This is a genomic window from Caballeronia sp. LjRoot31 (assembly GCF_964253885.1).
Lineage (GTDB): Bacteria > Pseudomonadota > Gammaproteobacteria > Burkholderiales > Burkholderiaceae > Caballeronia.
Genome location: NZ_CAXURX020000004.1, coordinates 1 through 24,305 on the forward strand (window position 1 = coordinate 1; position 24,305 = coordinate 24,305).

At 57.0% G+C, this 24,305-nt stretch carries 34 protein-coding genes; 10 read left to right on the plus strand and 24 right to left on the minus strand.

Going from position 1 to position 24,305, the window contains the following annotated elements; all coding sequences use genetic code 11:
* The 3 genes from ACSQ8V_RS37930 to ACSQ8V_RS37940 all read left to right on the plus strand — a co-directional run.
* On the plus strand, window positions 1–295 hold a 295-nt coding region (locus ACSQ8V_RS37930), incomplete at its 5' end, for a DUF7713 domain-containing protein (protein WP_436209273.1).
* A 128-nt stretch (window positions 296–423) separates the two neighbouring features.
* The gene (locus ACSQ8V_RS37935; RefSeq protein ID WP_436209274.1) at window positions 424–615 is read left to right on the plus strand and encodes a hypothetical protein; all 192 of its coding nucleotides are present in this window, start codon (window positions 424–426) and stop codon (window positions 613–615) included.
* 345 nt (window positions 616–960) lie between these two features.
* A complete protein-coding gene (locus tag ACSQ8V_RS37940; RefSeq protein WP_436209275.1) occupies window positions 961–2,148 on the plus strand; it encodes a hypothetical protein in 1,188 nt (395 codons plus the stop codon).
* 602 nt (window positions 2,149–2,750) lie between these two features.
* On the opposite strand, the gene ACSQ8V_RS37945 is transcribed toward ACSQ8V_RS37940, so the two are convergent.
* Window positions 2,751–3,020 (minus strand): DUF1488 family protein, encoded by a 270-nt coding sequence (locus ACSQ8V_RS37945; RefSeq protein WP_436209276.1) that lies wholly within the window; start codon window positions 3,018–3,020, stop codon window positions 2,751–2,753.
* Between the two features lie 895 nt (window positions 3,021–3,915).
* Here ACSQ8V_RS37945 and ACSQ8V_RS37950 point away from each other — a divergent pair.
* Window positions 3,916–4,548 carry a sel1 repeat family protein gene (locus tag ACSQ8V_RS37950; RefSeq protein ID WP_436209277.1) on the plus strand — a complete coding sequence of 211 codons (633 nt, stop codon included), beginning with the start codon at window positions 3,916–3,918 and terminating at the stop codon, window positions 4,546–4,548.
* A gap of 468 nt (window positions 4,549–5,016) precedes the next feature.
* Here ACSQ8V_RS37950 and tnpC read toward each other — a convergent pair whose 3' ends face one another.
* From tnpC to ACSQ8V_RS38065, 23 genes are all read right to left on the minus strand, one after another.
* Window positions 5,017–6,573 (minus strand): IS66 family transposase, encoded by a 1,557-nt coding sequence (tnpC, locus tag ACSQ8V_RS37955; RefSeq protein WP_436209278.1) that lies wholly within the window; start codon window positions 6,571–6,573, stop codon window positions 5,017–5,019.
* 29 nt (window positions 6,574–6,602) lie between these two features.
* On the minus strand, window positions 6,603–6,947 hold the full coding sequence (gene tnpB, locus ACSQ8V_RS37960) for an IS66 family insertion sequence element accessory protein TnpB (RefSeq protein WP_436209279.1): 345 nt from the start codon (window positions 6,945–6,947) through the stop codon (window positions 6,603–6,605).
* Entirely contained in the window at window positions 6,944–7,351 is a 408-nt protein-coding gene (gene tnpA / locus ACSQ8V_RS37965; RefSeq protein ID WP_436209280.1) for an IS66-like element accessory protein TnpA, read from the minus strand. The genes tnpB and tnpA overlap by 4 nt, the downstream gene beginning before the upstream one ends.
* Window positions 7,352–7,408: 57 nt before the next feature.
* A complete protein-coding gene (locus tag ACSQ8V_RS37970) occupies window positions 7,409–8,023 on the minus strand; it encodes a hypothetical protein (RefSeq protein WP_436209281.1) in 615 nt (204 codons plus the stop codon).
* Between the two features lie 70 nt (window positions 8,024–8,093).
* Window positions 8,094–8,720 carry a hypothetical protein gene (locus ACSQ8V_RS37975; protein ID WP_436209282.1) on the minus strand — a complete coding sequence of 209 codons (627 nt, stop codon included), beginning with the start codon at window positions 8,718–8,720 and terminating at the stop codon, window positions 8,094–8,096.
* 112 nt (window positions 8,721–8,832) lie between these two features.
* Entirely contained in the window at window positions 8,833–9,159 is a 327-nt protein-coding gene (locus ACSQ8V_RS37980; protein WP_436209283.1) for a hypothetical protein, read from the minus strand.
* 96 nt (window positions 9,160–9,255) lie between these two features.
* Window positions 9,256–10,065, minus strand: coding sequence for a hypothetical protein (locus ACSQ8V_RS37985; RefSeq protein WP_436209284.1), 810 nt, complete (start codon window positions 10,063–10,065; stop codon window positions 9,256–9,258).
* 8 nt (window positions 10,066–10,073) lie between these two features.
* Window positions 10,074–10,775: an Abi-alpha family protein gene (locus ACSQ8V_RS37990; protein WP_436209285.1), complete on the minus strand. Its 702-nt coding sequence runs from the start codon at window positions 10,773–10,775 to the stop codon at window positions 10,074–10,076.
* A 145-nt stretch (window positions 10,776–10,920) separates the two neighbouring features.
* Window positions 10,921–11,313: a hypothetical protein gene (locus ACSQ8V_RS37995; protein WP_436209286.1), complete on the minus strand. Its 393-nt coding sequence runs from the start codon at window positions 11,311–11,313 to the stop codon at window positions 10,921–10,923.
* The gene (locus ACSQ8V_RS38000) at window positions 11,310–11,546 is read right to left on the minus strand and encodes a hypothetical protein (protein WP_436209287.1); all 237 of its coding nucleotides are present in this window, start codon (window positions 11,544–11,546) and stop codon (window positions 11,310–11,312) included. Before ACSQ8V_RS38000 ends, ACSQ8V_RS37995 begins: the two co-directional genes overlap by 4 nt.
* An 18-nt stretch (window positions 11,547–11,564) precedes the next feature.
* Window positions 11,565–11,933, minus strand: a complete 369-nt coding sequence (locus ACSQ8V_RS38005; protein WP_436209288.1) for a hypothetical protein — start codon at window positions 11,931–11,933, stop codon at window positions 11,565–11,567.
* A gap of 43 nt (window positions 11,934–11,976) precedes the next feature.
* Window positions 11,977–12,207 (minus strand): hypothetical protein, encoded by a 231-nt coding sequence (locus ACSQ8V_RS38010; protein WP_436209289.1) that lies wholly within the window; start codon window positions 12,205–12,207, stop codon window positions 11,977–11,979.
* A 180-nt stretch (window positions 12,208–12,387) separates the two neighbouring features.
* Entirely contained in the window at window positions 12,388–12,735 is a 348-nt protein-coding gene (locus tag ACSQ8V_RS38015) for a hypothetical protein (protein WP_436209290.1), read from the minus strand.
* Window positions 12,736–12,892: 157 nt separating this feature from the next.
* Window positions 12,893–13,597, minus strand: a complete 705-nt coding sequence (locus ACSQ8V_RS38020; protein WP_436209291.1) for a hypothetical protein — start codon at window positions 13,595–13,597, stop codon at window positions 12,893–12,895.
* A gap of 64 nt (window positions 13,598–13,661) precedes the next feature.
* Window positions 13,662–14,174 carry a hypothetical protein gene (locus tag ACSQ8V_RS38025; protein WP_436209292.1) on the minus strand — a complete coding sequence of 171 codons (513 nt, stop codon included), beginning with the start codon at window positions 14,172–14,174 and terminating at the stop codon, window positions 13,662–13,664.
* 333 nt (window positions 14,175–14,507) lie between these two features.
* Window positions 14,508–14,846: a hypothetical protein gene (locus tag ACSQ8V_RS38030; protein WP_436209293.1), complete on the minus strand. Its 339-nt coding sequence runs from the start codon at window positions 14,844–14,846 to the stop codon at window positions 14,508–14,510.
* 95 nt (window positions 14,847–14,941) lie between these two features.
* Window positions 14,942–15,112 carry a hypothetical protein gene (locus ACSQ8V_RS38035; protein WP_436209294.1) on the minus strand — a complete coding sequence of 57 codons (171 nt, stop codon included), beginning with the start codon at window positions 15,110–15,112 and terminating at the stop codon, window positions 14,942–14,944.
* A 313-nt stretch (window positions 15,113–15,425) separates the two neighbouring features.
* Window positions 15,426–15,842: a hypothetical protein gene (locus ACSQ8V_RS38040; RefSeq protein WP_436209295.1), complete on the minus strand. Its 417-nt coding sequence runs from the start codon at window positions 15,840–15,842 to the stop codon at window positions 15,426–15,428.
* 12 nt (window positions 15,843–15,854) lie between these two features.
* Window positions 15,855–16,232, minus strand: coding sequence for a type II toxin-antitoxin system VapC family toxin (locus ACSQ8V_RS38045; protein ID WP_436209296.1), 378 nt, complete (start codon window positions 16,230–16,232; stop codon window positions 15,855–15,857).
* Window positions 16,232–16,468, minus strand: coding sequence for a type II toxin-antitoxin system Phd/YefM family antitoxin (locus ACSQ8V_RS38050; protein WP_025602117.1), 237 nt, complete (start codon window positions 16,466–16,468; stop codon window positions 16,232–16,234). The genes ACSQ8V_RS38045 and ACSQ8V_RS38050 overlap by 1 nt, the downstream gene beginning before the upstream one ends.
* Window positions 16,469–16,995: 527 nt before the next feature.
* Entirely contained in the window at window positions 16,996–17,535 is a 540-nt protein-coding gene (locus ACSQ8V_RS38055; RefSeq protein ID WP_436209297.1) for a hypothetical protein, read from the minus strand.
* 179 nt (window positions 17,536–17,714) lie between these two features.
* Complete coding sequence (locus tag ACSQ8V_RS38060) at window positions 17,715–19,196, minus strand: conjugal transfer protein TraH (protein WP_436209298.1); 1,482 nt, start codon at window positions 19,194–19,196, stop codon at window positions 17,715–17,717.
* Window positions 19,196–20,224, minus strand: coding sequence for a conjugal transfer protein TraF (locus tag ACSQ8V_RS38065; RefSeq protein WP_436209299.1), 1,029 nt, complete (start codon window positions 20,222–20,224; stop codon window positions 19,196–19,198). The genes ACSQ8V_RS38060 and ACSQ8V_RS38065 overlap by 1 nt, the downstream gene beginning before the upstream one ends.
* Before the next feature lie 141 nt (window positions 20,225–20,365).
* Between ACSQ8V_RS38065 and ACSQ8V_RS38070 the strand changes: the two genes are divergently transcribed.
* Genes ACSQ8V_RS38070 through ACSQ8V_RS38095 form a run of 6 tightly spaced genes read left to right on the plus strand, consistent with a single transcriptional unit; the run spans window position 20,366 to window position 24,291 of the window.
* Complete coding sequence (locus tag ACSQ8V_RS38070; protein WP_436209300.1) at window positions 20,366–20,686, plus strand: hypothetical protein; 321 nt, start codon at window positions 20,366–20,368, stop codon at window positions 20,684–20,686.
* Window positions 20,687–20,720: 34 nt separating this feature from the next.
* Entirely contained in the window at window positions 20,721–21,329 is a 609-nt protein-coding gene (locus ACSQ8V_RS38075; protein WP_436209301.1) for a lytic transglycosylase domain-containing protein, read from the plus strand.
* Complete coding sequence (locus ACSQ8V_RS38080) at window positions 21,326–21,760, plus strand: hypothetical protein (protein ID WP_436209302.1); 435 nt, start codon at window positions 21,326–21,328, stop codon at window positions 21,758–21,760. Before ACSQ8V_RS38075 ends, ACSQ8V_RS38080 begins: the two co-directional genes overlap by 4 nt.
* Window positions 21,761–21,771: 11 nt before the next feature.
* Window positions 21,772–23,034 carry a GspE/PulE family protein gene (locus ACSQ8V_RS38085; RefSeq protein ID WP_436209566.1) on the plus strand — a complete coding sequence of 421 codons (1,263 nt, stop codon included), beginning with the start codon at window positions 21,772–21,774 and terminating at the stop codon, window positions 23,032–23,034.
* 7 nt (window positions 23,035–23,041) lie between these two features.
* Window positions 23,042–23,752, plus strand: a complete 711-nt coding sequence (locus ACSQ8V_RS38090) for a disulfide oxidoreductase (protein ID WP_436209303.1) — start codon at window positions 23,042–23,044, stop codon at window positions 23,750–23,752.
* On the plus strand, window positions 23,749–24,291 hold the full coding sequence (locus ACSQ8V_RS38095) for a hypothetical protein (protein WP_436209304.1): 543 nt from the start codon (window positions 23,749–23,751) through the stop codon (window positions 24,289–24,291). Before ACSQ8V_RS38090 ends, ACSQ8V_RS38095 begins: the two co-directional genes overlap by 4 nt.
* Window positions 24,292–24,305: the final 14 nt, after the last annotated feature.

The window sequence follows — 24,305 nt, forward strand, 5'->3', positions numbered from 1 at the left end:
CTTCCAAATCATTGGCGATCCGCTAGCGGATCAGTTCGTTTTGCTGGGAATGCTGATTGAAAAGATGCGCCGTTCGCTTGCGGTCATCCACATAAGGGACACTGATCTCGGATTGCAGATCATCGACGATACCGTCCGCGGCAGAATCGAATGGGATGGCAGCGACGATTCACGTATGCCATGTGTCGTCATAGACGGTCGCCGCGTTGAGTGGGACGAGCTCGGGCACATGCTGATGACATTTGAAGGGTGGCAGTTTAAGCTTGAAGTGCACGATCCGAGTGACGAGATGTGAGGTCTGATTGGCGGCTTCATGTAAGCACCGAAAACGTAAGCTGGAGCGACACCGTCGAAAACAGGGGAAAAGGGTGTGCGCTAAGAAAACTCGGCGTGACAACGACTTTCCCCAAAAGCTGGCCCATCATGAACTATCGCGTCAGCTACGAGCACAACTTGGAAAGCGCGCCCTACGATTACATCGCCCGTGTTCCGTCACGGGCGGTCGAAGAGGTTCCCGCGAATCTTCCGGCCGCCCTGCTTCCCGAGTACGTCACCGATTTCATCCTGAAACACTCCACGCGCATCGGCAAACTCCGGCATCTGCGAATTCGCTAACTCCATGCTGTCCCTCGATCCCGACATGGAGGTCGCCGAGAGCAGGGCGTTCAGAGTCATGATGACGAGAATGGCTTATTTCCTGTACGGCGAGGCCGATGTCAGGGCACCCTCGCCTATAATGCCAACACTGATAGTGATTTCGCGAAGGAGCCCTACTTTATGAGTCGAACACACGGGCGATACTCGGGACCTCGAGACAAAGGTCAGCGCCAATCGCGCCAACCTTCAAACACGACATCCCACCGATCAAACAAGCCGTACGTAAAAGCTCCATCTACGCGAGACCCGGCCCAGACGGCATCCATTTTCAAAACTCGTTCGTTTAAGTTGTTGGTAGATGCCGTGGGTGAGGAGAACGTCGCGCTGGGCCTCGATTCCAACTTAACACGCGTGGCTGAGCTGCTAAACGGCGAGAGATTTACGCCCGAGACAGCCTTTCACATCGAAACCACGCTTGGGCTACAGGATGGATTTTTCGATCAGCCCAATCCTGTCCTCTCGCCTGAGACGATTGCTCGCTTAAAGTCGCCGCTTGATTTCATTCACGCGAACGCTGAACCGGAATTTGCGTACGAGCAAGTATTGAAGTCAGCGCCTGCCACACAGGTGAATCACCGCCCTACCCTTACCGATAGTTTGCCCAGAGAGCCTGAGATGCCAAAGAAGACAATTGTCGCCTCGCCAAGGGCCGTCGCGAAAAGCAACACCACAGCGGTGAAGCCTACCACGACAACCCCACCGCAACCGACACCTGCGAAAGTCAAAGCGTCTTCTAAATCAGGGGCTCAGCAAGCGTTGCCTTTGAACGACGTCGCAGCTTTGGAAAAAATCCGCCGCGCTAATCTGCACGTGCTGACGACCCGCAAAGGATCGAAGGTGCGGCTCGGCGTAGTAATGGACATTAGCGCTTCCAACATGGCCAATCGTTATTATGGACAGAAACGTTTAGACGATGCCGAAGCAAACCGGTTCACCGAACGCCTTGGTTTGCCGACTGGCTGGCTGGACATTCCGCGCACGGTAACGGACATCCCCGAGTCCGTGTCGGATTTGCTCGCCAATCCGTTCTCTTCCCATGCATCCGCTCAGCAAAAGACGCCGCCCGCGAGTGAGTTAAAAGCACCGGTCGCGAAGAAGCCTACGGTTACGAAGACAAAAACTATGGGTGCTCGACTCGCCCTACCCCCTGATGCAGATGCCACAGGCGGTCCAACAGATCTTGCCGCCCAGACGCATGCGGTCATTGAGCAACAAGCTGAAGCACTCCTGTCCACGGACGATGCGTCAATTCGGAAACCCGCCCATAACGACGTTTCGTTCCCTGCCGCCCGTCAGCAGTTGGAGCCGGCCTTCGGGACGCAAGTCATCATGGAACCGCCCTCCCTCACTTCAGCAACAAGCTTGGACGATTTGCTCGGTATTGCACCGATAGCAGAGGCGCTGATAAAGACGCTCGCGGGTAAAGCACGCACTGGTCGCCTAGACGAAATGAAAGCCTTACAACTACTGCAACAAATCGTGTCGCTCTGATTAGAAATAATGCGGCCATTGACATCATCGGCCGGACGTTCGGTTGGCTCCCCATTTTTCGCATGCCGATTGCCAACTCTGCCTCGCTGCAGAGCGCATGGAGCGGTCGATCATTTCCAGTGGAGAACGATCGTCGTCCTCCCGCCGCGAGGCTCGGCACGAAATTGTCCTTGTTTCGGTATGCTGCATGGACCACGCGTGTGCACAAGGCGCATGTCTCATCCCTAGCAGATGGGCCAATAACAGGGTTCGGAAAGCGCCTGAGCATAGCGCAGCTACCGTGCTATCGAGGACGGCAGTCGCCGGCTACAAGCAAGTCGAACGCTTCGCGCGCGTCTTTGAGCTCCTGCATCGCTGCCGAGAAACGGGCTAACTCAAGGAGCGATGGCTGCTGAGCATCGTGCTCGCAATAGCGGCGCTCTAATGCGGCGGACGCGGCCTGCACCTCGCGCGCTGCCCCGGCTACTCGTTCAAGTGCCTGAGCTTCCGGTGAGCGCCGACGTTCAGTATTAGGTTCTTCGCGTTCTAACGGGACCATGGTTTCTTGAAGTAGTCGTCCATGAAGATTATCGGCAACATGTCAGTAACAGACTACAGGACGACTATCGCTCGAAGTCACTGGCCGTCAGTTTCAAAGAGTCGGTCTTGGCTCGCATTGCTCTGCGCACTGCCAACGCAAAGATGCGGTTGCGTCCGTCTGCGAATGCCTTGCGCACACGAGCTTCGTTGGCATCCGGTGGCAGCCAAAAGAACTGTTCCAATGCATCTCGCGTTAGCAAACAACGAACTTCTCGACCGCCGACGAAAATCGGAAACTCGACCGCGGCCCCATCGGTGGCGAGGACAATTTCGGCAACGCTTAATGTGTCCATCTTTCACCCCTGCTTCATTCGCTGAAAAACCGGCCCTCGCGGAAATGAGGTCCATTTTGGCCTCGCCGCGTCGGATTTAACAAGAAACCTAGGTGCTTTGCAATTCAATGAGAAGAACTGTTGGTCCACACAGCGCATTTTGCCATTAATGACCCGCCTGTGAGCCCCCAGAGAATGCATCTCACGGTTCGCGCGGGGGAGTTTCGCTCAAATACGGCAAAGCCGTCGCGACCGGATAAGCGGCTGTGCTGGGAGAGCCGTCCGGAGGCGCCGGTCGCCCACGACGAGCAGATCTCTGTCTAAGCATGCCGGATTTCGCGCGGCGAACGCCGACCACCAACTCAAGTTGTTTGAACTACTGTCCGCTGCAGCCCTCTTATTTGTCATCCACCGACGGAGGCGCGATTGAACCGAATAAAGGTTGGCACCCGGGTAAAGCTGACCAAAAACCGTATCCTGCAGCTGGAGAGCAGCTCTGCGAAGCGATACCGAGAGCGCGTGGGAACAGTTATCGGCTATCGCCCTGGTGCTGCTGGCCCGCTTGTCGAGTTGGACGCTGATGAGGAAAGGCGTAGCGAGATACTGCAGGATGTCGCGCACGCATACTTGGAGGTCTTGCAGGCACAGCTGTGTCAAAAGTCTTGGCCGTCATGAAGCGTGGTCATCCCTAGCCTGCCAATGGTTGGTACGAAGATATGAACAATTTGAAGCAAACAGACCTCGGTACACCTCGCAAAGGCCGACGGATGCGATGAGCAGCTACTCACATACTGCTCACTTGCTCGAACGTGATTCGTGCCTCATACGTAAGTTAAGCCGACATCGCCGCTGCGACGCGAGGCCGAAATTAGAAGGCGTATGATCGGCGGCGATTTCCAATAAAGAGCGACCTGCCATGGCTGAAGTGAGTTGGTTTAACCAGATAGACCGCGAGTGGGCAGCACTAAGACGGCACGACCCGGCTCTCGACATCGAGAAGTTTTATCGACATGTCTTGTCGGCCTATAAGGCTGGATTTGCACCTTTTGAATCCATCGCGTCTACTGCGAATGCGTTGCTGGTGTCGGCACTCCCAGGCGCGGTATATCTCGGGCGCAAGATGCTGGACCAAGTGGGCGTCGACAAACATCCGGCCTTGCGAGTCGCGTACGCGCTATCGCTGCTCAGTGGCACCGGCGGCGAGGCCGACTACGCACTGGGTCATCGCGTGTTGACGGATGTGCTGAAGGACGAACACGCTCCGGACAAATTAAAGGGCCTAGCTGCTGCCGCTCTTGGAGACAGCGCGCGATTGGGACGCGGAGAAGAAGTTGACCTTGAGCTTGCCAAAGCTCAATACGAGATAGCATTTGAATTCGGCATACGAGATGCCGCCCACACCCTCGGGCTTTACTGGGAGCACTGTTGGAGCGGCGCGGCACCCGGCGACGTTCTACCGGACCTGACCCGCGCAGTGCAGTGGTACAAACGCGGTGGCGCAGCTAGTCCGAGGTGCGTGGCCCGACTTGAATCCCTGGGCACCAAGTAGCGCGGCGGATTCACGGGCTGCGGACCTATTCATCGTCGCCCGTGAAGACCAGCGCCGAGAGCGACAGCTTCCCAGAGTCGAAGTAGGCTGATGGACGTGAGATTTGGTCATGATGCTATTCCTTGGTTCCGCTGAACCGTGCGTGGATGACGTTGTTTCCACTTAGCCCCACGCGAGTTCGCTTGCAAGAGAGATCTCGGTGCTCCCGAAATAACAGCAGCCCAATTCTGAACACCGTCAGCGTGACGGCGACGACTGAAGCGACCAGCACCGTTGTGTGTGGCGCATCGGTTCGGTTGTCCAGCGCTTGTTGCTTTTCCTGTTCGGCCTTTTCTTGTTTCGCCGTAAGCGCCTCAGGAGGGCCGTTGTAGATTTGTGTACGGACGCGAGAGATGATGTCGCGTCAGTGTCCTCATCCTGTACGGGCACCCGCGGTCAATCGATGAACTTTGGGCTTGGCAAGAAGGCTCACCGCTTTGCAGCGACGTTCCATGGCAGCAATTCGTCGACGCGATTAATAGGATGATCGGCAATGCGGCTGAGCACGTGGCACAGATAAGCGCGCGGTTCGATGTCGTTCAGTTTGCAGGTCGCAATGAGCGAATACATTGCCGCCGCGCGATCACCCCCGCTGTCCGACCCAGCGAAGAGGAAATTGCGGCGACCGAGGGCGACACAGCGCAACGCATTTTCAGCTACGTTGTTGTCTATTTCCACGGTCCCATCGCTGCAATACAGCTTCAGCGCGTCCCACTGATTCAAGGAGTAGTTGATTGCCTTGGCCGTTTCCGATTTGCGCGACAAGGTTTGGAGCTTTGCTCGAAGCCAGGCTTCATGGATGTCGAGCAAAGGTTGTGCTTTCTCCTGGCGCACGCGTAAGCGTTCTTCGGGAGGCTTGCCGCGAATGCCTGCTTCGATGGCATAGAGTTCGCCGATTCGCTTGAGCGCTTCGGTGGTCGTTTCCGACGGTGTTCGCTCGTGGATTTCGTAGAATTTGCGTCTCGCGTGAGCATGACATGCCGCCTCGCGAACATGACCGCCTTCTAGCGTCGCGTGATATCCGGCGTAAGCATCAGCCTGAAGAATGCCTTTGAAGTTACGCAGATGTTGCTCGGGGTGTTCTCCTCGTCTATTTGGCGAGTATCCGAACCACGCAGCGGGTGGCTCCAACGACCCGGATCGGCTGTCATCGCGCACATAGACCCAAAGCCGTGCAGTCCTCGTTTTTTTATGCCCCGGTGCGAGCACGGGGATCGGCGTGTCGTCTGCATGCAGCTTGGCGCTACTCATCGTATAGCGTCGCAGCGCCTGGACCAGCGGATCAAGCAATGCCTCGCACATGCCTACCCACCGGCCCATGCTCGCGGTGTCGAGCGTGACATTCTCGCGCGCCGCGATGGCCGATTGCCGGTAAAGCGGTAAGTGATCGCCGTACTTGCCAACCAGCATATCGGCCAACAAACTCGGATGGGCAATGCCGCGTTGGATGGGTTGGCTCGGCGCTGCAGGCTGTACGATGCAACGACAGCATGTACAGATCTTCTTGCGACGAATCGTACGGATGACTTTGAAGGTGGCCATGATGCGCCCGAGTTGCTCGGAGACATCTTCGCCCAGCGGCTGCATCTCGGCGCCACACTTGGGGCACGCGAGATCGGGCTCGAGAACGTTCTCTTCGCGCTGCAAGTGGTCAGGGAAGGGTTCACGCGGGGCACGCTCGCGCGGCGTCGAGCTGCTTTTATCGCTGTTCTGAGGTTGAGCCCGAGCCGCGAGCATCTCGGCGGCGCCTCGGCTTGCGCTCAGATCCTCCAGGCGAGTCTCAAGCTCTTCAATGACTCGGCCCAGCTTCTCGGACTTACTGCCGAATTGCATGCGCTTGTACTTATCGATCTGCGCCTTGAGCTTCTCGATTTCCAGATCGCGCTCAGCCATGTCCTGTTGCATTTGCGAGATCGACGCGCGTGCCTCAAGCAACATGGCTTTGAGTGCATCGACATCATCAGGGAGATCGGCGCCGTTCGACATAGGCGCAGTTTACGAGTATGCCGCGCGGTTTACAACATCGACAACGGGGCGGTGCGACGGGGCTGTCTCCAATCGATGCCTTCAAGGAGCATCGACAGTTGTGCGGCGCTCAGATGGACTTTGCCGCTGTGGGCCTGCGGCCAGACGAAACGGCCACGTTCGAGCCGCCTGGCCAGCAGCCAGAGCCCGTCCTCGGTTGCCCAAAGGATCTTCACCAGGTCGCCGCGGCGGCCTCGAAAGATGAAAACGTTGCCGCCCAGCGGGTTCTCCTCAAGCGCCGTCTGCACCTTTGCGCAAAGCCCCTGAAACCCGCATCGCATATCGGTGACGCCCGCCGCCAGCCAGATGCGTGTGCCTGCCGGAAGGCTGATCACGATCGTAGGCTCCCCAACACGGTTCGCAACGTATCGGCATCGACCACGCCGTCGACTCTGACCACGCAACGGCCAATATGAATCTCGATCGTACCGGCAGGAGCTACCGGCTTTACGCCCTCCGACTCCGCCGGCAATGTCGGCGCAACGACCGCCGGCGCTTCATTCAACACAACAACCGGAATGAGCGCAGCAGACTCAGTCTGCTGCCGGGCTCGATATCGCCGTCGCCATGCGAACAGCATGTTCGCATTGATCCCGTGCTCTCGCGCCAGCTTTGCAACTGACACCCCTGGCTCGCAGGCGGCCGCGGCGAGGCGCTCTCGAAGCACGGGGTCGTAGTTTGGGCGCCCCTTTCGGCTGCCCGCCTTCTTCTCTTCGGACTGTGACAAAGTGATGCCCATCAAATTGGAATGATGGACACCACTTTGATGTCGCTCCGAGTCACCGTCTATGACGGTCTATTCGAGGCCCTTACGTTTCGCCTCGTTCTCTTTTGCCTTCACGCCGCGCTGGTGGTAGTCCTTTCGGTCGTAAAAGTATTCGGCCTTTGAGGTGCGAAATTTCAATACGACGAGATAGGCGCTTAGCATCACACCAAGAATGAGGGTCAACGCGAGTGCGTACTCGATCGCCGTATAAACTGGTCCCGACAACAAAGCCCCTTGGGTGTTTGGCTTTACGAGTAGTTCCGGAAAAACCTTCGCGAGAATGGCCGGGACCGAAAAGCAAAACGCAAAGATAGCGGTGCGATCGATGTCTTGTTTGAGAGCTTTCACGCGCAGCTTGAACTTCTTATCATCGAACAAGGGACTGTCAAGGTTTTTGAGATCCAGTCCGTTCAACGTTGTGTTGATCCATGCCAACAGGCTGCCGATCACAAGGGCCGCGATTGTCAGACACGCGAAGAGTAGCTGGTCATCTCTGTCCGAAAATCTAAAATATATGCCGATCCACACGGCACCTCGCAGTGCGCCGTACCATATCGCCGTCATCACCAACGAACCGAGAATGATGCGTGCCTTGCTCGGCTTCTGCCAGTGCTCGGGAAACTCTTTTTTGACTACATTTTTCATTTTTTTCCTGGCCGTTGTGCCGGCGTGGCCGGCTTTTCCGGTTCGTCTATCGGACTTCAGCCCAGGTAAGTTAGCCGTGCCTCAGATGGGGTCTGGCGAAATCTTCCAACGCTTGGATCGCAGTCAGTATGTCGTTCGTCAATTTGTTATCTGCCGAGTTGCGAGTTCCGAAAACTTCCGATCTGACCTTTTTCGAGAACTCACGGTCAACTTTAAAATTCTCACCTTCACTTACGCAGTTGTCGATATAGCTTTCGATCGCCGCGTAGAGGATGGACACGCAACACGACAACTGCTGTGTCGCTTCGCGCGCATCCGCTCCCCAAATTGCTTCCACTTCAAGGCTGCGAGTATCGAACTCTTTTAAAGACGTGGCGACATGCGACCAACGATGTTTGAATACATGGTTCCAGGCATTCGCTTCGTCCTTCGTGGACGGATTGACGCCGCCCTGCTTATATCCTGCCGGGAATTCCGCTGCGACCACGAGCGAAGCGCGACAGTTGAACAGAGCCTCTCGAAGTGAATAGGAGGCACGCATCAGCGCTAGTGCAGCCTCGAATTTGGTTCTTCCGCCAAGCTCGCGGAGCCAGTTATTCAGCCCCTTTCGAGCGACGAGCGCCGTGATAACCCCCGCTACCGCGAGCGCCACATCCTTGACCATGCCCACGACTAGGCCAATCTCAACTAGTGCCATGACAACTCATCAATAGTCTCTTTTCCTGTGTGCCGGCACTGACCAGCGCTTCCGACCACACTCCGCGGAGACCCGAAGGCAAGCGGTCGAGGCCGCTGATCCCTTGGGCGTGTTAAACGGCTATCTCCGCCAGTGCCTTATCCATGCTAAAAATTTTTGTCGAACCGGATGCTGTGACCACCGCAAACGCCTTGGTTTGGGCGTAGGTGCCGTGAGATCGTTGCTCGTTGTCCCATTCCGTTGTTACATCAACTGCATGTTCAGCCGGCCATGCCGTCGCCGCGCAGTAACGCCCATAGATATCCAGCACGTCCGACCTTTCAGGCTCCGAGAGCCGAGTGCCTGGCGGAGTAGCTTCCCGCACCTTGCTAAAGTGTTCTTTCGCGGCCTTGAGTGTCCCGAAAACAGTGCCGCTCGAGACCGTCACTTGCTTTGCCATTTCGACCCCAATCTACTGTGACATGATAATTGCGGCCCGGTCGGCCGTTACCCTTTCCGTGCTCAGTTGTCGATGATCTCGACCACTTGGTCGAGATCACGATGCAGGCCCTTTTGGTAAGTCTGCCAGGCTCGACGTCCAGCGTGTCGGCATCAGTGACCGAAGTTTTTCGACGTAGACGATCATTTCATCAAGCCACTCGACAAGTTCGGAGAATCGCACTTCATGCTCGGCAATGCGGAGTCGGTCGATGGTTCTGACAGTCTGACCAGGTTGCGTCGGATCGTTGAGTGCGAATTCCGCGCCCGTTGGTTGGATCATGTAGGGCAGATCATCGGTCAACTCGTCGGTGATCAGTCGCTCCTCTATGTGCTGCATTGTGTCACGCATGACCTTGAGCCTGTCCTTCACCGCTTTCGTGGCGAAAACAGGTTTGCAAGAGTTAATCACCGCGCGAGCTTCGGGCGACAGTTCAACACACCGGCGAAACCGAACAAATGCACGCACTGCTAGGTAAACGCCGGTGATACACGACTCGAACCGCGCGATGCTACGGTAGATCTCGCCGAGGTGCATCGCGCGGCTCGCTCGGAAGGCGCCACGAAGGTGCTGTGCAGCAGCTAGATAGTCCTCCCGCGCGGAAAACACACAGCGAACAAACGTCGAGGAGAGCGTGATGACCTTCGTGGAGTCCGAAAAATGACCAACGACGAGCTGGGCTCCCCAGTATCCGAGAAAGGGATTCGTGGGTGCGGGTACATCCGGGATGCTGAACTCGATGATCATGGTCAGGGCGTTGAAGAAGTGGCCAATGCGTTTGCCTTGTTTCGCGCGCGCGAAAACCAAATCACGCGGACGCCACATGCCGGCAAAATGTACTTCGACATATTTGCGTTTCCTATGCAATACCAAAGTCAGGCATTGCTTTGTTGAAGAGTACAGGCTCTGACGAATTCCCTGCCCAATACAGTGGTTCTGACATATTTGTGATTTTCAGGACCACCGTGGGTCTGTCCGAGACTGATGCAGCCGAGCCGAGCAAGAAGAGAAAGCGCCAAGGTGACTTCCTCAGTCGGTTCCGGAAGATCTTTTCCCTGAATGGAAATCGTTCCGTACTCCACGCGCTCAGGAAGCCGACCGGTGTACACGCCGAGGTTCTGTGACCCGCTGAAATCTAGCGAATAGATTTTCTCTAACACTATTGCCTCAGGAGCGGAAAGTTGCTCAAGAATTCCAATATAGGCGCGATGCATACCGACGTGGCTCGCCGAATTGGCGGCATTGACCAGCAAGTTTGCCCACAGCTCCCTCAATTCTGCGACGTCTTCAAGCGACGCCGCTTCAAGAAGTGGGATTGCAAATTTAAGAGGTACGTCGCGGGTCGGTTTCTGAATGCCAAGAAGGGCTAACTTCTGATCAGCGCGCGTCATCAAGTCGAGTTGATTTGACCACCGATAAAAGAGAAGTCTATCGTGAACAATTCCGGATACAGTGTCCAACGGTGCACCGATGAAACGTGACAAAAATGCACCCAGCTTTTCCACTGCCTGCACAGTGATCGCAGTTGTCTTGGCAACTTCTTGTGTCGCCTTCGCTACTTCTGTTGTCGTATCCATTGGGCTTGTTAAAGTTGTAATCAAAAAACAATAAATATCGAAGACGTCTTATCTACAACGGCAAATTTCTCCCGTCTCAGCTTTCTGACGCCGCGCTGCGGAAATCCTTGTGAACATCATCTAATACCGTCTTTTGCTCTGTCATTCATAAGACGCTGCCGATTCGCTCTATGGTCCCGAACTGGACCTCGAATACGTGCTCCTGATCTAACGGCACTTCAATTGGTAGAGAGGGCAATCCGTGATCACGCATCCAAGCGAATCGATGACGACCGTCCGTGAAGATCGGCACACCGTCCTCGTCCAGCGACAATACCGGTACATCCACGAAGGTTGCTCCCTCTAACCACCGACCAAACTTCGCGTATCGATCGCCATGCAGTGAGCCACGGCCAGTTTCGCCAACATACTCCTCGCTGTCACGCCATGCGATGTCGAGTGCAGCGATAGAAATCCAGACCAAGGCGTCGGGCTCTACGTCGTTCCATCCGTCGCCCAAGGTGTGTCGTCGCCACACCGGCGCCTCCAGCCATCTCATCCAACCTCCGAGGCTTTTCCTAGCTCAGCCGCATCGCCTACGATCCGCTCAAACGTCTCTTGCCCAAGTTCATCAACGGTCGTCACCAGGTCAAACATTCGAGTGTCCCACATGGCGAACGCTTCGCTGCAAGCATGATACGGGTTGATGGGCTCGGCACCCGATTTCAGCGCCTCGGAGTACGCATCGTCTGCTGCGCGGGAAACGGCTAGATATTCACGAACATTTTGCATGCTCTTTTCCCGAGCCGTCTACTGGACCGCCGGAGGTGTCCAACCCGCCCTCAGCGCCAAGATCTGCCACTGCGGCTCTTGCTCCTCGGACATCTGCTTGCAGTAGGTCCAGATTTGAACGATTCTTTCTGCAAACTGCTTTCGTTGCAGGTCGTGTCCGGCCTTGAAGTTGGCCGCCAGAGTGAGGAGTCGATTTTTCCCACTTAGCTTCGGGCCAAAGAGTGAACGTATGTGACTAGCGAGACCGGCGGCCGCCGTCTTCAATTTTTCGTCCTCTGAATCGATCGCAATCTGCCCCAATTTATTGAGGGTAGACGTGATCGACGCTTCCGCATCCATGATTTTCATCATGTCGGCGTATTCTTTTTTGTCATCCGTTTTGCTCATGGATTTTTCCCTGTCGCGCGACCGAGGCCGCTTTTCCGTTACGTTACATTACGTTTTCCAGCCAGTCGCGATATATCCAAGCCTGATTCGGCTGGTCTGTCGCAGATCTAGCGTTGCTTACCTCTTGCTCGAACGCAACCACAACTTCATCGTTACCTTCGTCCCAAACGACCTTACCCTGAAGTCCGAGCGGGCTTGCTTCGTCGTCGCCCAGCATGGATTCATGGCGGACGACTCTTACAGCCATTCCTTTCATGGAAGCAACACGCTTCATCGTCTTTCCGATCCGTGCTTGCTAGGTGCATCGCTAGCGGCGAGTAGCGCGTGGAACGCAGCATCGAAGCCAGGAATATCGCTCGAAATGCTCAGAAGTGCGTCGCTTGCGTGCGCTTCGTACCAGCTGACAGACTTCGTTGCGCCCTCGTAGAAGCTCGCGTTTCCGATTCGAACTGTTCTACTGAGTTTGAATTTCCACTCGCTGGTTCGGGTCCGCGCTGAACTCTCGCCGTTTGAGCAGTGGGTCCCCGGACGACAAGCAATAGAACTCGATCTCTGCCTCCCCGCAACCGCCGTGCAGGGCACATTCACTAGATTGCTCATGTTGCAGCAATATCTCCTTGCCTTGTGATGAGCAAAAGCTGTTCGCTTCCTTCAGCGCTTGGCCCTTTGCCGAAGCAGGTCCGCCCAACGGGACGCGGGTAGAAATCGTGTAAGTGTCCGGCTCAATCTTTATCGGTCCCGTATCTGTGCAGCCGGCCAGCAGGAATGCGAAGCTGAACAACGCAAAAACTTTTGTGAGCACATGGACATCTTTCGCTCTTGGACTTCTGGCACGCCAGATCGGTTTTTTCTATATCTAAAAGGGCCGCTAGACTAGCCCGCCAACACACCGCGCAGCGGGGACGCTGCTGCGGTGAAGGCATATTGGTTCCTTCCCATCGCAAAATCGACCGGCGTCGTTACCGCGGCCGGTTCCTCCGGCTGGCGCGGTTCGAGGAAGGAGCGTCACCTGGCGTCGGTGTCAACCGACCATCCAACCAATCATAGAGTTCTTGCAACGAGCTCAGCGTAATGCCAATCGTCTCACCCTGCGAATCCCTCCCACGCGCAAGTAGCTCAAGCGAGGTCACGGCGCCTTGAGACACCGTTGTAAGCAGCCAATCGACGTACGTCTTGAAGTCGGCTTTGCTGATGGCGCGTGCGGGCGGCGGCGGTGCGGTCGCAAAAAACTCCTGCGCGAACGCATCGACGCTCACTTCGTTCGTGTTATCGACGTTCACTTGTACCAGCCCACATCCGGAACCGAGAACCTGCTGATTGCAAATCCGATGGCGGTAAATGTCGGTGCGCAATTTCGCGCTGGAACTGTCCCGCCACGCGATGAAATGGCAGCGATCGTGGAGTGCTCGCATGGGAGGATTGGAAGCTAATCCCTTGCACAATTCGAGTACTCTGTCACGTTTCTTTGCCTCGGTGGATAATTGGCGCTCGCTACTCTTGAACTCAACCAACGAGAAGAAGTGGTAGTTCGTCAGTAGTTGATCGGCGAGTGCGCTCCGATCTTGGCCATCGAGAGGAAAGCGCTGAAACGCGTAGCCTTGCTGCGACGCCACATCGTAGAGTGTCTCACCGAATAGTTTGATGACAGAGTCTTCATGTTGCATCCCGCTTGTTTTCCTCTAGTCCGTCTGGTTTCGCAAGAGTATATTTCGTCTATTTTTTCCGAGGTCAAACCTCAGAGCTGGTCGAAGCAGCGCTAGGAAAAAACAGCGTGACTTTCGAGCCCTCGTAAAAATTCAACGCCATGACGACTGCACAGCTCGGATCGGGGTTCTCGCGGTACCTATATAAGAACACTCCTGGGTTTTCCCCGAGTGGCTCTATATCCGCCACGGTTTGGTCAATCATGCATTCGACCGAATGGGCGAAATCGTTGTCGTCCTTGTCGGCTGCGTCGAGGCCAATAATGAAATGAGGGATCGCTTGGACGGTTCCGACCCAGTGCCGGTCGAAGTGGCGGAAGTAGAGCGCCCTCCCCATCAGTTCAAGGCAGCCCTGAACTCTCGGCATATCGACCGGCACAGCTATGGTTCTGTCGGTCGTGTCGGCGGCCAAATTTTCAAGGTACACGGCAACCTGTCGCTCAAGCATCCGATTCATCAGGGCGGGTTTGCGCTCTATTCCCGACATCACTTTCTTGCTGAAATGCGCGTGTGCGATCTTATTGTTTGCGGCATTCATGACGAGCACGAGCCGTAGGTATTCGTCATCAGTTGACTTTACCGTGTTGTGTTTCTCGCACGATGGAACCGTAATCAACGACTTACGAAGGTCCGTGCCAGGCGGCAAATGTTTTACCTCCGGAAAGAAGCACCGCGGGGGTACGTGTTCGTCTGTCGTGGGCGCCGAGTCACAGGCATAACAGGTAGACAAAGCACTGGCAAACATACAAATCTCCGATTCCTGTTGCGATTCTCGACGTTTGTCATCGCGTTTTGCTACGGTAAGGTCTCGCTCGCCGCGTTTTCCCCGTGCTGCCCGCGCGCAGCGCGCGAGCGCTTTTCCGGTTCCTTGCTATTCGGCCGGCAACGTCGCCAATGCGACCAATTTTACCGCGAGGGAAATCGCCGCATTGACTGCCGTGGTTTCGAAGGCGGTCAACGGCAAATCGGCGGCCTCCACTTCGGTGATGTTTCGCAAGCCGTGCGTACGGACGTGCCGGCCGAGTGCGGCCCACGACCCGCCAGCGGCAAAGGCTTCCGGGACGACGTCATACAGCAGTTCGGCGGCAGCGCCAAGCGCGCGGCATTCCTGGTCGCGACGCGTGCCGGCTGCGAGCGCGGGTGAAAGGCGCAGGTCAAAGCCATGGTTCTTCAGGCGCATGAGTGCGCTTTGGATAATGTCGACTTGCATGGTGTGTCTCTTTGGTTCGGAGGATAAGTCTTCCAACGTTGCGCCGTGATCGGCAATATTTCGCGGTTTTCCTGATCGCCAGCGCGGGGGTGCCGCTACTTCTTGGCCACTCCCTGCGCCGTAGCGGCCTTCGCCTTTAACTGCTGCGCGGCGCTGCCAATGCGCCGTTGTACGTCTTGCGGCTGCTCGTAGTACCAGCCCCAAGCTGTAGCCCAATCATCAAATTCCCGTACGCCTGCTGCGGAGTACGCCAAGTTCCGGGTCAAGAGATCGGCCATCCGCTCTCCAAAGGCTCGCTGACTGTCCTCGTCAATCGCGCACAAACGGTCTATCTCGCCGCGGGCTTGCTGAGTCGTGGTAAATCTCCCGGAGGTCGCAACGCCGTCCCGGAGCACCATGTAACACCCATCTCTCATTCCGACTGAGTATTCATGATCGGGCATCATGCGGCCGCCGTATTCAACTTCGCTGCATAGCCCTGCCACGCAGCGATGGTCCACTGGCGTTCCCCTAAGCGCGTGAGTGCATATGTGCCCATCTGTGATTTCCTGTTCGCCGGTATCACCGGCTTTTCCGCGTTCAATAGGCCGGATTAGGCACAAGCCAACCGATGTCGAAGCGATGACCGTTCTGAATTGCTTGATCCACGTACGACTTTACAGTCCCAATCGCCGTGTGAATCGCGGCAAGGACGGTGCTCTCGTACGACAGGGAGGTGATGTACGGCGACATCTGATCGGGTGTCCGGGCGCGATGGCTGGTTTCGAAGCTGTACGGCCGGCCTTCCGCGATATCGGTTCGTTCCACCTTGATGCCAAGCGGATACCCCTGCGCTGTAGTTGTGAGCAGCGTCAACTTCACTTCGAACACCAGTCGAGACGACTCAACGCCGGCGAGGCTCGCTAGATCGCTCCGCAAAAATTCAAGCGCATCCGCGATCGAGGTGTCGATACGGCCTAGTTGTACTGCGGGCACTTTGTTTTCTATTGCCGACATTGCCTGCTTTCCCTACACAGTGATAACGAGATCGGTGTACTTCGACAGATGACCATCCGACGTGACCAACCGCAACGGCTCCGACAATGCCTGCGCAACCAGAAGCCGGTCAAACGGGTCGCGATGAATGTCAGGCAGATTGCGAACCAATGCAGCGTGAACGGCCCGCACCGGCAGCTCCATGAATCCGCTGGCTTCAATCTCCGAGACAAGCATGTCGACGTCGGCCTCAAGCTTGCCGAGCCCGACCTTGATCGAAGCCTCCCAGATGCTCGCGCTGCTTACATATACTTCGTCAGCTTCCAGAATCAGCTTGCGCGCCGCTTTGGTCAGCTTGCGATCATCCATGACCGACCAGAGATAGACGTGTGTATCGAGAAGCAGGCGCATCAACGACCCTCGAATGCCGCAATCACATCGTCGGGGAGCGGGGCATCGAAATCGTCCGCGATACGGACCTTGCCCTTGAGACCGCCGAAACGGCGCGTGACCTTCGCCCGCTCCATCGGCACCAGTCGGGCGGCCGGCTTGCCGGCCTTAGCGATGACGATCTCCTCACCGCTCGCTGCGGCATCCACCAGCCGCGAAAACTGGGTTTTCGCCTCGTGAATATTGACTGTCTGCATAATCGCTCCTAGTGGACTAAGCCCATATTAGTCCACTAAGCCACGCTGGTCAAGTGGCAGGCTCCCGCCACATGAATTACGGCAGAGAAGCGCTATTGTTTGAATTTTTGCCCCGACCCGGAATGCGCACGCATGCTCAGCGTATTCCGAGGAAGTTTGAGGCTATCGGGCTCAAAACGCGCGTGTGCAACCCGTGCCAGTTCGTGCCCTCGGAAAATGATGAAATTACAGACGTAAAAAACCCCGCCTCCTGGAGTCTGAAGGCGGGCTGTGGATTGCGGCTCGATTACATGTCCGGCGATGGGCTTTCCAGCTTCCCAGCTGGGACATGTTCCTCGCCATCGACTTCGGCCAAGTGCGGCTCATCGTTCATGCTTACTTCGCAGACAATGATCTGCCCGGGAATCTCACCAAGGTTTCACGCTGGAACTTTACGAACGCTGTTTTCTGATCCGCGCTCATCGGAGAGAGCTCTCACGCAGATGGCGGCGAGCGAAGGAGCGACTGACGACCCAACCAGTCCGGCGCTATTCGTGACGGCCACAGGGGCAGCACCACGGATCGATACCCGTGAGCGAACAACCGCCCGAGGCCTCAATTTCTTCCCACGCGGCATTCAGTTCCTCGGCCGTCGCATAGTCGTGTGACTTCGCAATTTCGATCGCAAGCCCTTGATACTCTAACTCGACCTCATCAAGCCTCGCGTCGACCATCCCTGAAAAACGCTTCACGAAAAGTTCGTAGACCTGTCCGCAGCCTCTGTTTGCCTCATCGGCCATCGCACTGATCCACTCCGTGAGACCTTCGCGCGTACGCAGCTTCAGGAGTTTCAGGCGTACGGCCTTGAACCCGGTCTCCCACTCGCACGTGAGTTGTGGAACGTCAGCCACTAATCGCGGCAGCTCCAGATTCTCGCGCGCGGCGACCTCGCCGCAACGCCTTGCCAATTTGAACGCCCATCCAAGGTTCCGTTCTGCGCCCTTCTCGTTGCCGGCCACCACGCTGACCCTGTGGTGCGCCCAGTAGACTCTCGCCTCGAGAGCAATCGAGTACATTTCGCCAGCCATTGGGTTACTCCATCATCTCGTATTTTTGCCGCTCGAGCGTTCGTGCATATGTCCTTCTCATGTCGCGATTCCTCTGCTATTTAACACTGCCCGGGGCGTACCTGACTTTGTGCGATTGTCGCGACGATACGTGCCGCAGATCGACCAAGACTGCGCATTCTGGCTCGCCGGTTGACCGATCAATGTGTAGCGCTGATCAGACCGTTTTCAGTTCTCAGTTCCTTCAGCTCTTCGATGATCGCCATGGTCCGCTTTGCCCGGGCCTCGTAATCACTCTTTTGCTGCGCATCGCGCTGAAACTTTAGGAACGCCGCTTTCTGGTCAGCGTTCATCGGCGAGATCCGCTTCAATGTATTGTCTATCGATTGCGACGCTTGGGTCGTTGGGTTGTATGCCTGTTGAACTGAACTGATGATCGCAAACGACACTGACGACGTGACCTGATCCGCCATCACATCCATCAACTGGTTGTAGATCTGGATCGCGTCGTTCTGGTTCAGGCCGGTAAGCTCCATCATCATCCGCTGCATGTTTACACCCAAAACATTGACGAACTGCTGCTGAGTCGAAGTCAAGGCCGTCCCAGTGTTGTAGTCGTAGATAATGGACCCGGACTGAATCGTCGTAATGATGTTGCCCGGCTGACTGGATGTACCACCGGGTGCTGCCGGCTGTACACCCGCGAGCTGATCGATCAGATACCGGCGGATCCCCTGATAGGTAAAGCTGGTCTGCGTCACCTGCTGGCAGCCCTCATCATTGGCCTGGAAGTCGTTGCATAGATAGACCTGCCTGGGCTTGGCTGGATCGAACCCTTCCTTAAGGTCTTCCCAGGTCAATGACGCCGGAAATACCTTGTCGTCAATTGGCGATTTCGAAACCGGACTGTTGTTGGTGTCGGGACGCACCTCAGTTCCGAACAGGCTCATGATTAGTTCCATGCCCGGTTCCTGCCCGCCGAGCGCACCAAGGTCCATCGTGTTTGCTGCCCCCGTCGCGAACATCGTATTGAAAAACGTGTTTCGGTACCCAGTCGTATCGTTTTGCATCGCACCGCGATTGACGTTTGGACCGCCGGAGAAGGCCGCATTCAGTCCGGCGTACATATCCGTGTACCAGCCCTTCGCCACGGCAGCCTGGTTTTCGACGTCCTTTGCAAACGACCCACCCACTTCACCATCGAGGCCGGTCGCGCTGATCGCGCTTCCGATAACGGCCTTGCTTACCGCACATGAATTGATCTGCCCGTTGTTTAGCATGTCCGCATAGTGCTTCATGGCAGCCATAATTGAGTAGCAGTCGTCGCAGACGGCCTTGATTGCCAACTGCATGAGGTATCCAGGTGCTGCCTGAATAATGCTGCGCACGAGCGACTCGAGCTGCGCGCCGGATAACATTGAAAAGCTGCCAAAAAATGCGTCGATGCCTGAACAGCCAGCCGCAAGCCGCGGCGGATCGATGTGCACAAGCTGGTAGTTTTGCACCGGGGCGCGCATGTAATAGGACGGCCCATATACACCCATGCCATTCTGTCCAGTGATCGCCCCACCAGCTGACGAGTTCCACATCGAGTTCAGCGACGAATTTACGTCCGCGTGGACAGCGGAGCAAAAGAAAGAGAGAAGCCCTGCAGCTACAAGAATAGTGCGCCGAAGTTTCATTACTGGTGCTCCCCTGTACCCTGAACTACGCTTGGCATACGGCGGCCAACCGCTTCCCGCATTAGCTTGACGAGCTCCGCTGGGTCATCGGTGTTGGCGGCTGCAGCCTCGTTCTTCATCCTATCCAGATCCGCCGGACTGATGATTCCCCGCTTTTCAAGTTGCGCGGCATCCATCAAGTCCCGCGGAACCAGTTGGGCGTCGATCGCGGCCTCGACGATCTTGCGCTGCAGCTCATCCTGCGCCATTGCGCCGTGCGCCACGATCATCACCGTCGAAGGCGGTACAACGAGCACCACCGCCGGCGTCAATTTCAGTTCGAACGACCGGAACGTGCCGTGATTGCGGTCGACCACCATTGCCTCAGGCCGCATCCCCTGCAACGGCGCCCCGTCTTCGGAGATGTACCTAACGGGGAAGTGGTATTTGTCAGTAAGTGCCTTCACAGTCGGCAACTCGTCCTGACAGAAACCGCACCGCGAATCGAAGAAGAACCACAGGCCTGCGTGTGCGGACAGATCGGTCAGGATCTCTTCCCGAGCGCGATCGACGTGCCATAGCGCGTTGCTGCGCGCGGCCGCCGCTGTCGGGAACCTGACTTCTTCGTTGAGGTATGGATCCTCTGCAGCCACTTTCGAACCGACGTCGGCGAAGTTCTGGCTCATGTCGAGCATCATTCGCTGAGCCCACATGTACGCCTGCAGGTTCTCCTCGGTCGGGTGGTTCATCGCGTTCAGCTTCAGTATTTGCATCTTTTGGCTCAGCCACTCGACTGAAAAAGGCTCCGGACTCGACGGCGCTGACGCGGGCGCCGGAGCTGCCGGGACCGGGGCAACCGCGACATGGCTTGCCGGCGCAACCTCTACTACATCGGCCGGCGCCGGCGCGCGGCCGTCGTCGTAAAAAAACCATCCCTGGCTCTTTCCCTCGTAGAAACCGTCTGCCCGCGCGGCTGGCCCCGCGAGGATTCCTCCCGCCACGGACAGTGCGACACAGACCAGAATCTTTCGCGTTCGACTTGGCGACATTGGTGATTGACCATTAAATCAACAATCTGAATACGGTTATAGTAACTCTGTTGAGAGACTGTTTTTTATCCGCATTTCCTGGATACGGCCTGATCGTTGCGTTTCAGGGGCCGACTCTTTCATGCCAACGGGGTTCTACACATGTCAAAAATCCTCCGCGTCGCGCTCGGACTCATGGTCGCTTCGCTCCTGATGAATGCTTCCTTTGTCCCACTGTTCCGGCACATCGTCGTTGACTCTGCGGCGGCTGTGTTTGTGGAAGCGATCCGGGCCTTATCGACGAACATCGCCCAAAGTACCGGCGCTGAAACACTCATCCCAATTACGGTGACCCTGTTCTACGTCGGACTCGCCCTGCTCATCGTTGAGGCGGCGCACATGGCCGTTTCGTCAACGGGCCAATATGTCCGCCACGTTGTGTCGTCCGTGCACTCGCGGGTCTTCCCGGGAAGGTCGATGTAATGCTTTGCGCACGTTCTTGACACTCTGAAAAATCATGCGACTGCCGATTTTCTGGACACGTTGGCTCGTCTTCGTAGCCGTCCTGTTTGCCGGGACGCCTGCCGCATTCGCGCAGTCTGACGCCGACGTCGGCGCCTGTTTTATCGCATCGGGAGCGAAATACAGCATTGACTCGCGCCTGTTGTGGGCCATTGCAGAGACGGAATCGAGCGGTCGCCCCGACGCGAGGAATCTCGGCCATTTTTCGCGTACGGGCACGATTGATATTGGCCTTATGCAGATAAATTCGTCCTGGCTGCCGACACTCGCACGTTTTGGCATTACGCGCGATCGCTTGCTCGACGATCCCTGCCTGAATATCGATGTCGGGGCGTGGATTCTGGCGCGAACCATCCGGCAGCAGGGTGCTAGCTGGAACGCCGTCGGTGCATACAACAGCGCCTGCACCCAACTCAAGGGGGAAGCCTGTACCGACGCCCGCCAGGAGTACGTGCGCAAGGTCTGGAGCTGGTACCAGGGTACCCCTCCCCCTCGCCTGGGTTCGGTACGACGACCTTCACAGCCAAACTCCGGGCCTCGGCAGCCAGCGGGCGCGGCTCCGGGCACCGTCATTGTTTTTACTACTGAGGACGGAACCGAATGAAGACGGTCATCTCCTATGCGGCCGGCGCCGCGCTGGTTGGATGGGTCACCTATGTCATGGTGTCTACAGACCCTGCGGTACGTGTCAGCCGAACCTGCATGCCTCTGGGCGCGAGCGTACGACTATTTGGTGCGGTAATAGGGATGCTCGATGAAGATACCGGACGCGATGTGCGTGACGACGCTTTGCCCATGATCGAGGCATGCCGCTCATCGGTCTGGTCGTGGGCTTACGACGGAAAGCCCCTGCCCCGGTTCAACGACGTCGATCCGGTCTTTGGGGACTATCGACCACGCGGCAGCACGACGGTAGACACGACCGCCCAGGATCCGCAGCCTTTGGCGACCGACCACCGCCATCGCGGTGGCGACACCTCCGCAGCCTCCGGAACCGCGGCGCAGGGAAGTGCCGACGACGGAGACAAGCTGTGAATGCGCCAGACGTGGTCGCAGCCACGCAACCTGACTTCGCGTCGTTGCTAGTCTCGTCCACCGGCTTTCTTCATAACGGTCTCGACCGGTTTATCAGCACCTCGAGCGGTGATGGGAAGCTCGTCGAGTTTCTGAACTATCTGTTTCCGACCGCTTGCCGGGAGGGTGCGTCCGACATCCACATGCGACATCACCAAAACGGCTTTCAGGTGCGAATTCGAACCGACGGCGTGCTTCGCGAGCGGTTCCTTCTGAATAGCAACGCAGCGCGGGAGATCAACGTCAAGATCCGTTCGCGCTGCAACCTCGAGGTATCCGACACTGAGTCACCGCTCGACGGGAAGTTCACTGTCGCCGTCGACGGACGCCGCGTGGATATCCGGGTCTCCATTCTCCCAAGTGACCTTGGACAGTCGATTGTCTGCCGGATTCTTGACGAGGCCAACGCTGCGAGAAAGATTGCAGACATCTGGATGCCGTCCAAGCTTCGTGCAGCGCTGATGGAAGCGCTCGAGGAAGAAGAAGGTCTCATCCTCAACGTCGGTCCGACCGGTTCCGGCAAGACGACAACCTTATATGCCTGCCTCGATCATCTAAACGAGCCGGACATCCACATCATGACCGCCGAGGACCCGATCGAATACACGCTCAGAGGAGCTACACAGATCGCCGTCACCGCTCACCGTACTTTCGCCAGGATTCTACGAGCGATGTTGCGTCAGGATTTTGAAGCCGGACTAATAGGCGAAATCCGCGATGGAGAAACCGCCGGCGTGACGCTGACCGCTGCAAACACGGGGCACCTGATGCTGTCCACGCTTCACACGCGCAATGCGCTTTCAACGATCACCCGCTTCCTCGACCTGGGCGTCAAAGCATATGAAATCGCAGACGCGATTCGTCTCGTCACCGCCCAGCGTCTTCCGCGCATGTTGTGCCCGAACTGTTCGACCCTGCACGTACCGACCGACGAACAGATCAAGAGGATAAAGACGAAGCATGGCGGCTCCCGTATTGAATTCGACCGTCCCTTCTATGCGGCGAACCCAAGCGGCTGTGAACATTGCAGGGATGGCTACAAAGGGCGGATTCCGATCATGGAGATGCTCGTCGGCACCGATTCGCTACGTGTGGCCATCGAACGTGGTGATCGCGAAGCGATGCGCGAAGAGGCGTTCGCGCAACCACAATACGCGCCCCTTCTCCAGGCCGGAATCGACATGAGCTCGCAGCGGCTTGTCGACTTCAGGACAGCACTTAAATTCGCCCAGTGAGCATTCCATGGCAAACCGACGACACTTTCTCCTTTCGGTCGCCTCCACGGGAATCGCCAGCCTGACTGGCATCGGCGCTCGGCCGGTCAACGCACGGGCCGTTGATGTCGACGGAACCGTTCCTGGCCTTCCAACCAGTTCGAGCCTCGTGGGCCAGGACAACGGCAAGATCAACATCAAGCCCTATCTCGAAATAGGCGACTTTGCAGAAGACCGCAACAGGGTGTTCTTGTTCTTTCTTTACACCTGCCCATTCTGCGCCCAATACGCAGAGTCATTCGAGGCATGGGGTAGAACGATTCCCAAACCGGTACTCTTTGTCCCGGTCCCGCTGATGATCGATGATCCAACGGACCTGTCTGCCGCAGCGGCATATTACGTCGCACGCAGTCTCATCCCCGATCGAATGGCCGAGTTCGAGGCACGTGCGTATGACCTCGGACAACGACGCGATCCGATGCCCACCGCCAAGGATTTTCCTCAGATTCTCTACGGCATGGGTCTGCGACGCGACGTGGTTCTTTCCGCGTTGCATTCGCCCGAAACGCGGGACCGACTGCTGCGGGCGGCCGCGCTCGCGCGCCGGTATCGTGTAAGCGCCACTCCAGATTTTGGCGTCGGCGGCCGCTACACGACCAACGCGAACTACACGGGCGGGAACTATGGAACGCTCGTCCAGCTGCTCAACGGCCTGATCTCCATGGCAATGAACTCATGAGCCGCCGCGACTTCCTCGCCGGGTGTATCGCGGCGCTTCTCGCGCCGGTGACAGCACCCACTTCAGCAAGCGCAGCGCCGACTCCGATGAAACTCGACGGCGCTGCGCATAGCCTCCAGGTTCAGCTCGACACGAGCGCGCTCAAGTACATCGTAGATGAACCGTCCCTGGGCAGGACTCCCCTCTGGTTCATCCTGGACTCAGGATGCGACATTTGCAGGAATGCCTTTTCTGACCTGCGCACCCATGCGGCCATTCACGATCGCACTCTCTCATCGTTTGAGCTTCGGTTCGTGCCCGTGGGCGACACGCCTGACTCTGCCGCGGCAGCCGCTCGCGCGTTTGCGGCCAACAGCATGGAAGGTTTCTTCGTTCAAAGCTGGAGCGTTCCCGTCACTCCGCTCGCGAAGCACGCGCAACACGAAAACACCTTGGCCACGCGGTCGCTACCCGGCTACCCCGCGTTCGTTATCGAAGATCAACCTGTCAAACTAGGATACGGCGGATGGGCAGAATTTGCCGAATGGCTTGCGCCCTGATCGCCTCCTGCGCG